The organism is Psychrobacillus sp., from assembly GCF_056205495.1.
In genome coordinates this window covers 1-8,317 of sequence record NZ_JBAEAP010000076.1, presented here as the reverse complement: position 1 = coordinate 8,317, position 8,317 = coordinate 1, and the positions used below count along the sequence as shown (strand labels likewise).

Annotated in this window: 11 protein-coding genes; 9 read left to right on the top strand and 2 right to left on the bottom strand. The window is 35.1% G+C overall.

What is annotated here, in order from left to right:
• Positions 1–88 precede the first annotated feature (88 nt).
• The 7 genes from AC06OU_RS02445 to AC06OU_RS02415 all read left to right on the top strand — a co-directional run bounded on the left by AC06OU_RS02445 (position 89) and on the right by AC06OU_RS02415 (position 5,225).
• Positions 89–433 carry an ArsR/SmtB family transcription factor gene (locus AC06OU_RS02445; RefSeq protein ID WP_475853733.1) on the top strand — a complete coding sequence of 115 codons (345 nt, stop codon included), beginning with the start codon at positions 89–91 and terminating at the stop codon, positions 431–433.
• Complete coding sequence (locus tag AC06OU_RS02440; RefSeq protein ID WP_475853732.1) at positions 433–1,743, top strand: arsenic transporter; 1,311 nt, start codon at positions 433–435, stop codon at positions 1,741–1,743. Before AC06OU_RS02445 ends, AC06OU_RS02440 begins: the two co-directional genes overlap by 1 nt.
• A gap of 74 nt (positions 1,744–1,817) precedes the next feature.
• Positions 1,818–2,237 carry an arsenate reductase (thioredoxin) gene (gene arsC / locus AC06OU_RS02435; protein WP_475853729.1) on the top strand — a complete coding sequence of 140 codons (420 nt, stop codon included), beginning with the start codon at positions 1,818–1,820 and terminating at the stop codon, positions 2,235–2,237.
• A 91-nt stretch (positions 2,238–2,328) separates the two neighbouring features.
• Positions 2,329–2,691, top strand: coding sequence for an arsenite efflux transporter metallochaperone ArsD (gene arsD, locus AC06OU_RS02430; RefSeq protein WP_475853728.1), 363 nt, complete (start codon positions 2,329–2,331; stop codon positions 2,689–2,691).
• A 20-nt stretch (positions 2,692–2,711) separates the two neighbouring features.
• Positions 2,712–4,481, top strand: coding sequence for an arsenical pump-driving ATPase (gene arsA, locus AC06OU_RS02425; protein WP_475853726.1), 1,770 nt, complete (start codon positions 2,712–2,714; stop codon positions 4,479–4,481).
• A gap of 16 nt (positions 4,482–4,497) precedes the next feature.
• Positions 4,498–4,926, top strand: coding sequence for a protein-tyrosine phosphatase family protein (locus AC06OU_RS02420; protein WP_475853724.1), 429 nt, complete (start codon positions 4,498–4,500; stop codon positions 4,924–4,926).
• A 23-nt stretch (positions 4,927–4,949) separates the two neighbouring features.
• Positions 4,950–5,225, top strand: coding sequence for an iron-sulfur cluster biosynthesis family protein (locus tag AC06OU_RS02415; protein WP_475853722.1), 276 nt, complete (start codon positions 4,950–4,952; stop codon positions 5,223–5,225).
• Positions 5,226–5,375: 150 nt separating this feature from the next.
• On the opposite strand, the gene AC06OU_RS02410 is transcribed toward AC06OU_RS02415, so the two are convergent.
• Positions 5,376–5,918 (bottom strand): recombinase family protein, encoded by a 543-nt coding sequence (locus AC06OU_RS02410; protein ID WP_475853721.1) that lies wholly within the window; start codon positions 5,916–5,918, stop codon positions 5,376–5,378.
• Positions 5,919–6,091: 173 nt separating this feature from the next.
• Between AC06OU_RS02410 and AC06OU_RS02405 the strand changes: the two genes are divergently transcribed.
• Entirely contained in the window at positions 6,092–7,555 is a 1,464-nt protein-coding gene (locus tag AC06OU_RS02405; RefSeq protein ID WP_475853720.1) for a SulP family inorganic anion transporter, read from the top strand.
• Positions 7,556–7,578: 23 nt separating this feature from the next.
• On the top strand, positions 7,579–7,998 hold the full coding sequence (locus AC06OU_RS02400) for a universal stress protein (protein WP_475853718.1): 420 nt from the start codon (positions 7,579–7,581) through the stop codon (positions 7,996–7,998).
• A 116-nt stretch (positions 7,999–8,114) separates the two neighbouring features.
• Here AC06OU_RS02400 and AC06OU_RS02395 read toward each other — a convergent pair.
• A partial coding sequence (locus AC06OU_RS02395; RefSeq protein ID WP_475853716.1) for an N-acetyltransferase family protein occupies positions 8,115–8,317 on the bottom strand: 203 nt, incomplete at its 5' end.

The following is an 8,317-nucleotide window of genomic DNA, read 5'->3' as shown; positions in this document are numbered from 1 at the left end:
TATAGTTGCAAATTACATATAAGTAGAATATTATATAAGTAAATCATTATACACTAATAATGTGAAAGATATAAGGAGGTGCACTTAAATGGAATTGTCTACGGTTGAAATTGAAAAAGCTGCCACAATATTAAAACTGTTAGGAGATAAAACAAGACTAACTATGCTTAAAATGCTTGATTCACATGATTATTGTGTTTGTGAATTTGTTGAAATATTTAAAGTAAGTCAACCCGCTATTAGTCAACACGTACGTAAGTTGAAAGATGCTGGACTAGTGGGGGAAACAAGAAGAGGTCAATGGATTATCTATTCATTGAACAAGGAAAGTGATGTTTTTCCATTGGTTCAGAACTTGTTGAATCATCTTCCAAGCCAAGATTTTAAACTACAAGAATTAGAAGAACAGGGATTGCGTATCTCATGTGAATAATGGAGGTTAGTATATTGTCGCCAGTTATTTTAGCATCATTGATTTTTTTAGTAACGCTTATCTTCGTTATATGGCAACCGAGAGGTTTGAATATCGGTTGGTCTGCTTGTGGTGGAGCTATAATAGCATTGTTAGTAGGGGTTGTGGATTTTGGTGATGTCGCAGAAGTAGTAGACATTACTTGGAACGCCACATTGTCCTTTATTGCCATTATACTCATTTCCTTGATTTTAGATGAGATTGGTTTATTTGAATGGGCTGCATTACACATGGCAAGAGCTGCTAAAAGTAATGGGATTAAGATGTTCATATATATAAGTGTACTAGGTGCTGTTGTTGCTGCCTTTTTTGCCAATGATGGTGCTGCGTTAATATTAACACCAATTGTTTTAGCAATGGTTCGAAACTTGAATTTCAATGAAAAAATGATTTTCCCATTCATTATGGCGAGTGGATTTATAGCAGATACAACTTCACTACCATTCGTGGTTAGTAACCTAGTTAACATTGTATCAGCTGATTTCTTTAATATTGGTTTCGTGGAATATGCTTCTAGAATGATTATTCCTAACATATTTTCTCTGATTGCAACAATCAGCGTATTATTATTTTATTTTAGAAAAAGCATTCCAAGAACATATGACTTATCAAAACTTAGAGAACCAAAAGAAGCTATTAAAGATATAAAAATGTTTCATCTTTCATGGTATGTACTTGCTGTATTAGTTATCGGTTACTTTAGTAGCGAATTCATCCAAGTTCCTGTTTCCATTGTAGCTGGATTAATAGCGATATTCTTTATTATCATGGCAAGAAGAAGTAGTGCTGTCGATACAAGAACAGTTATTAAAGGAGCTCCCTGGAATATTGTATTTTTCTCTATAGGTATGTATGTTGTCGTATACGGCCTAGGGAATGCAGGACTTACAAGTGTTTTATCTGGAGTTATAGAAGTAGCGGCACAGCAAGGGCTATTTGTAGCGACGATGTCGATGGGCTTTATTGCAGCCTTCCTATCATCCCTAATGAATAACATGCCAACTGTGATGATCGATGCATTAGCGATTGCAGAAACGAACACTTCTGGAACAATCCGTGAAGCACTTATCTATGCTAACGTGATTGGATCTGACTTAGGACCAAAAATTACTCCTATTGGCTCACTTGCAACATTAGTATGGCTTCATGTTTTATCCCAAAAAGGCGTGAAAATATCATGGGGTACTTATTTTAAAACAGGTATTGTTATAACGATACCGATTTTATTCTTTACATTATTAGGACTATATATTTCGTTATCGTTTTTCTAATATGAGCAACAAATAATGCAACTCAAAATAAACAAATACTTTTATAAAGTTGAAACCAAAGGAGATTACTTACTATGTCAAAAAAAACACTTTACTTTTTATGTACAGGAAATTCATGTAGAAGCCAAATGGCAGAAGGTTGGGGGAAAAAATATTTAGGTGATGAGTGGGAAGTTCTGAGTGCGGGTATTGAAGCACATGGCTTAAATCCGAATGCTGTCAAAGCAATGAATGAGATTGGAATTGATATTTCTAATCAGACATCAGATATCATTGATATGGAAACGTTAAATAATGCGGAGTTTGTAGTTACTCTGTGCGGAGATGCTGCGGATAAATGTCCAATGACACCACCACATGTGAAACGTGCTCACTGGGGCTTTGATGATCCTGCAAAAGCAGAGGGAACTGATGAAGAGAAGTGGGCTACCTTCCAACGAGTTCGTGATGAGGTTGGAGAAAGAATTAAACGTTTTGCTGAGACAGGCGAATAATTTCCATTACCAAGAGAATTTTCTCTTGGTTCTCTTTTCACTGAGATATAAGTATATGCTTATTTGATACTATATAGGGAGGTTTTTAAGTATGAAAAAAGTAGAAATTTTTGATCCAGCGATGTGTTGTTCAACTGGAGTATGTGGACCTAGTGTTGATCCTGAATTAACGAGAGTAGCTTCTGCTTTGTATTCTCTCGAGAAAAAAGGATTTAATATTACCCGATATCAATTAACAAACAACCCGGATAAGTTTGTTGAAAATGGTGCGGTTAACAATGCGTTACATGAAAAAGGAACAGATGCTTTACCAGTAGTTTTAGTAGATGGGGAAATTGTAAAACTAGGAAGTTATCCAACAAACGATGAACTTGCAGAATGGTTTAACGTAGGTTTGGAAGAACTAAAAGAAAAGCCTAAAAGTCGACTTTCTATTAATTTAAATTCACTTTAAAACGGAAAGAAGAGATAATCATGTTTCAAGACTTTCAGCCAAAGAATGCAATAAATACTCCATTTCTATTTTTGACAGGAAAAGGGGGAGTCGGAAAAACTTCTACAGCTTGTGCGACTGCTATTTCATTAGCAGATAAAGGGAAAAAGGTCTTATTAATCAGTACCGATCCTGCCTCCAACCTACAAGATGTATTTGGTATGGAACTAACTAACTTACCAAAAGAAGTTCCAAATGTTAATAATCTATATGCATGTAACTTAGACCCAGATGCTTCAGCAAAAGCCTATAGAGAAAAGGTTGTGGGACCGTATCGAGGAAAACTACCTGAATCGGTAGTCATCACGATGGAAGAACAATTATCAGGTGCTTGTACCGTGGAAATAGCCGCATTTGATGAATTTACAAGCTTGCTGACAAACAATGAAGTGGTAAGTCAGTATGATCATGTTATTTTTGATACTGCACCAACTGGGCATACATTACGACTTTTACAACTTCCAACGGCATGGAATGGGTTTCTAGAGGAAAGTACCCATGGAGCATCATGTTTAGGTCCGTTATCAGGTTTAGCTGGTAAAAAAGATCTCTATTCTAAAGCAGTAGAGGTTTTAGCCGATTCTACTAAAACTACATTAATTTTAGTTACAAGACCAGACGTTTCTTCTCTGTTAGAAGCTGATCGTGCGTCAATGGAACTAAAAGATATAGGGATAAAAAATCAAATTGTTATTGTGAATGGGCTTCTTCGTGAGTATCTAAAAGAAGATGAGGTATCATCTGCATTCTATCAACGACAAAGAAATGCTTTAAAACAGATGCCCAAAAATTTGAAGCAGTCTGTAATATATTCTTTACCTTTTGTTTCATATTCCTTAACAGGTGTAGAAAATCTTCGTTATCTATTCAAAATGTACACATCATCAACACTTAAATCAAACAATCAACCTGAATTAATTAACCAATCTAAATTGAAGGATATTATAGCTGATTTTTCTTCCTCAGATACAAAGTTAATCTTTACTATGGGTAAAGGAGGGGTCGGAAAAACAACTGTCGCATCAGCAATTGCGGTTGGTTTAGTTGAAAAGGGACATCGTGTCCATTTAACAACAACAGACCCTGCTGCACATCTTAATTATCAATTTCAAAGTAAATTAATGAACCAAAATTTAAGCATCAGTAGTATTGATCCAAAACGAGAAGTAGAAAAATATAAAGCAGATATATTATCTAAAGCAAGTAATGATTTGGATGAAGACGGCATTGCGTACCTACAAGAAGACCTAAATTCACCTTGTACGGAGGAAATTGCAGTATTCCGTGCTTTTGCTGAAGTAGTGGCTAAAACGAATAATGAAATTGTAGTTATCGATACAGCACCAACAGGTCATACTTTACTATTGTTAGATGCAGCTCAGTCTTACAGTAAAGAAATAGAGAAGTCTACAGGTGAAGTACCACAAAGCGTGCAAAATCTACTTCCTTTACTACGAGATTCCAAAGTAACAGAGGTAGTTATCGTAACATTGGCTGAAGCAACACCGGTTTTAGAAGCGTCTCGACTACAAGAAGATTTAAGACGAGCAAAAATAAGCCCTAAATGGTGGGTTATTAATCAAAGTCTATATGCTACAAATACAACAGATCCAGTATTAAGTGCAAAAGCAATGGGCGAGTTGGAATGGATTCATGAAGTAAATGAAAATAAAGCATCAAACTGTGCCATTATTCCGTGGCTCCATGAAGAAAAAGTTGGATACGAAAAACTAAAAGATTATATTAACTAATTGGTGGGTGAATGTAATGACAAAAAAGAATTATCAAGAATTAATTACAGACCGCATTTTTATTGGCGGTGCCGATGATGTAGGTGATGTACTCGGAAATGAAAAAGTAGATACTGTATTTGATTTAAGAGCTGAATCACTAGATGTAGGCTTAAAGGAAATAAGTGTACACAGTCCAATCGTTGATAATGCTGACCAGCAAGACACTTCTATAAAGAAATCAATTGAACAGATTGTGGATGCGTATAATAATGGGGAAAATGTTTACTTTCACTGCCAGGGTGGAAGTAACCGTACCGGAACAGTGGCGATTGGAACGTTACTTACATTAGGAAAAGCAAACACAATTGAAGAAGCAGAAAAAATAGCTAAAACAGTACGACCGAAAATTAGTGTAAAACCAGAAATGAAAGAAGCTTTGAAAAGAATCTTTCCAAATGCATAAAAAACTTTAGGAGGAATAATTAAATGAACATTACCGACGGAGCGAAAAAACTACTAGAAAATGTTATAAGCGAAAAAGGTGTTGAGGGAATTCGCCTCTTTACTAATGCTGGTTGCTGCGGACCTCAATTTGCATTATCTTTAGATTCTCCACTAGAATCGGATACTATTGAAACTATCAATGGCATTAAGTTAGCAATTGATTCGCAAGTTACTTCTACAGAGGGTCTGACTCTTGATATTGAAGAAAATAATGAAGGTACAGGACTTGTTCTTTTAGGTGGTAACAGTTCCTGTTAATGATATTAACTATGTTTCAAAATAATGAACTATGAGCAATGAATATGGTTATAAAAGAAAATTAGAGCTTCTACTTTGAACAAATATTGATCAAAATAGAAGCTCTTTTTATGCCATTTTGTAAAGAATATTATTTCAGAAGAGGAATCTTCAACTTTCTAAATACCTATATAGGGTTGTTTTACTTATTCCAGTTTCTTCTCTAATTTCTGCCAAGCTGTATTTTTTGCTTTCATACATAATGATTGCTCGTCTTACATTTTCGTCGGGTTTTTTTGGTCTTCCTGAAGTAATTCCTTTTTCTTCTGCCCTTTGAAGCCCTCTTTTCGTTTTCTCACTAATCACATCACTTTGAAATTCAACTAAGTGTTTTACAATATAAATGAATGGATAACCACCTTCGCAACTTGTATCAATTCCTTCTTTAAGTGATTGAATGAAAGCTCCTTTTGCTTCAATCTCTTCTAAAATCTCAACTAAATGACGAGTAGAATCTGCTAGTATAAAAAGGTTTCCAACTATTACTTTATCTCCTGGGGTTAGGTTTTCAATCATTTTTTTAAGTTGCATTCTATTTTTAGAAGAGGGGTGTTCTTCTTTAAACCACTGTTCACAATACACACTATTTAAATCTAATCTTTGATTATCACAAGATTGATCCTCGTGATAAGGTCTCATATATCCAATAATCATATATTTCCCCTACCTTTTTAGATTTTCATTGATCATAACATAGGAAATTTAAGTTCCCAAAATGGTTCCTTTTTGGGACGAAAGATGTTACACTATCTTTATTCTAAATCAAACAGGGCTTTTATGAGAGTTAAAAGCCATAAAATATTCATATAAATGAGGTGTAGGACAAAGTGGTAGAAACAATAAAAAAAGAATGGTTTTCAAACGTTAAAGGGGACGTCCTTGCAGGAATAGTAGTTGCCCTTGCTCTTATTCCTGAAGCGATTGCATTTTCCATTATAGCAGGAGTAGATCCGATGGTCGGATTGTATGCTTCTTTCTGTATTGCAGTAATTATAGCCTTTGTAGGTGGACGTCCTGGAATGATTTCAGCAGCAACTGGGGCAATGGCTTTATTAATGGTCCCATTGGTAAAAGATCATGGTCTCGATTATCTACTAGCAGCAACAGTTTTAACAGGTATTATTCAAGTGATTTTTGGGGTGTTCAAGATAGCAAAAGTAATGAAGTTCATCCCGAGAGCAGTGATGATCGGGTTTGTAAATGCATTAGCAATATTAATCTTTATGGCTCAAGTTCCACATTTTATCGGAATTTCGTCCATGACGTATGTTTTCGTGGGCATTACCTTAGTAATAGTTTATGTAGTTCCCCGATTTTTTAAATCAATACCCGCACCATTGATTGCTATTGTGTTACTGACGATTGTCGCAATGTATTCCAATATGGATTTGCGTACAGTAGGGGATTTGGGAGCTATCACAAGAACATTGCCTGAGTTCTTCTTTCCTAATGTCCCGTTTACATTTGAAACCTTAGCTATAATCTTTCCATATTCATTTGCTTTAGCAATTGTAGGGTTATTAGAATCATTGTTAACAGCTTCTATTGTTGATGATATGACAGGAACTGAAAGTAATAAAAACAAAGAATCAAGAGGTCAAGGCATCGCTAATATTGTTACGGGATTCTTTGGAGGGATGGCTGGATGTGCCATGATAGGACAATCAGTAATAAACGTTAAGTCAGGAGGAAGGGGTCGACTTTCCACACTTATAGCCGGTTTATTTTTAATCTTCTTGATTATCGTCTTAGGGGATTTAGTTGTGCAAATTCCAATGCCGGTTCTTGTTGGAATAATGATTATGGTGTCAATTGGCACGTTTGACTGGTCTTCTTTCACTTATTTAAGAAAAGCACCAAAAAGCGATGCAGCGGTGATGTTAGTAACAGTCATTATAGTAGTTGCTACGCACGATTTATCTAAGGGTGTTATTGCTGGTGTAATCCTAAGTGCCATATTCTTTGTTGCTAAAATATCCAAGATAAAAGTGAAAAGATATCAAGAAGACAACAAAACATTCTTTAGTGTTGAGGGACAATTGTTTTTTGCTTCTGTAGAGGATTTTATAGAGTCATTTGATTTTAGTGTATCTGAAAAGAATATTGTAATCGACTTTACAAATGCACATATCTGGGATGATTCGGCTGTGGGAGCTATAGATAAGGTTGTCATCAAATATCGTGAAAATCAGAACCAAATAACTATCGATGGGTTCGATGCTTCCAGTAAGAAACTTGTTGAAAAACTAGCTATATATAATGATTCAAACGCAAAATTAGCATCTCATTAATTATATAATTTGGAGGGATAACCATGTATTCGAATATTTTGTTGGCTGCAGATGGTTCAGAAAATGCTTTAAGAGCTGCTAAAGAGGCTATAAAAATTGCCTCTTGTCATACAGGATGTTCAATTGAGATCATCTATGTGGCAGATTTTTCTAAATCGAAAAATGAAATACTTCATTCCCAGGGAACAGAAGAATTAGAGTTTTCCAGAAGAAAAAAGATTGCAATTATAGAAAATGAAATAAAAAATAACAATATAAATTATTCAGTAAGAATACTTCATGGCGAGCCCGGACCATCAATTATTGACTATGCAAATGAGGGAAATAGTGATTTGTTAGTAATCGGTAGTCGAGGATTAAATGCTTTTCAGGAGATGGTTTTAGGCAGTGTTAGTCATAAGGTGGTTAAAAGGGCAAACTGTCCAGTTCTGATAGTGAAGTAAACAATTAAACATCGAAGAAAACCGTTCATTTATCTGAACGGTTTTTTAATTTGTATAAGCACTTTCTACTTGTATTCTAATTCAACAACCCTTATCCTTACCACTTGTTTGGTTCTCTAAGGCAATATATCTAATCCTACTGAATTTCTTCTTTCTAACAAAACAATATCCCTCCATACACCATTTAATTTCCCAATTTTTTCTCGTATACCAACTTCTCTAAAGTCATTTTTCTTATGCAAATAAACACTGTGTTTATTTTCTGGAAAAATGGACGCCTGCAAAGTCCAAAAGCCTTGCTCCTCGGACTTACGGATTA

What these genes read in the sequence shown, in the direction of transcription:
- AC06OU_RS02445 (WP_475853733.1), top strand. Translation starts at nt 89, where the DNA reads ATGGAATTGTCTACGGTTGAAATTGAAAAAGCTGCCACAATATTAAAA.
- AC06OU_RS02440 (WP_475853732.1), top strand. Translation starts at nt 433, where the DNA reads ATGGAGGTTAGTATATTGTCGCCAGTTATTTTAGCATCATTGATTTTT.
- arsC (WP_475853729.1), top strand. Translation starts at nt 1,818, where the DNA reads ATGTCAAAAAAAACACTTTACTTTTTATGTACAGGAAATTCATGTAGA.
- arsD (WP_475853728.1), top strand. Translation starts at nt 2,329, where the DNA reads ATGAAAAAAGTAGAAATTTTTGATCCAGCGATGTGTTGTTCAACTGGA.
- arsA (WP_475853726.1), top strand. Translation starts at nt 2,712, where the DNA reads ATGTTTCAAGACTTTCAGCCAAAGAATGCAATAAATACTCCATTTCTA.
- AC06OU_RS02420 (WP_475853724.1), top strand. Translation starts at nt 4,498, where the DNA reads ATGACAAAAAAGAATTATCAAGAATTAATTACAGACCGCATTTTTATT.
- AC06OU_RS02415 (WP_475853722.1), top strand. Translation starts at nt 4,950, where the DNA reads ATGAACATTACCGACGGAGCGAAAAAACTACTAGAAAATGTTATAAGC.
- AC06OU_RS02410 (WP_475853721.1), bottom strand. Translation starts at nt 5,918, where the DNA reads ATGATTATTGGATATATGAGACCTTATCACGAGGATCAATCTTGTGAT.
- AC06OU_RS02400 (WP_475853718.1), top strand. Translation starts at nt 7,579, where the DNA reads ATGTATTCGAATATTTTGTTGGCTGCAGATGGTTCAGAAAATGCTTTA.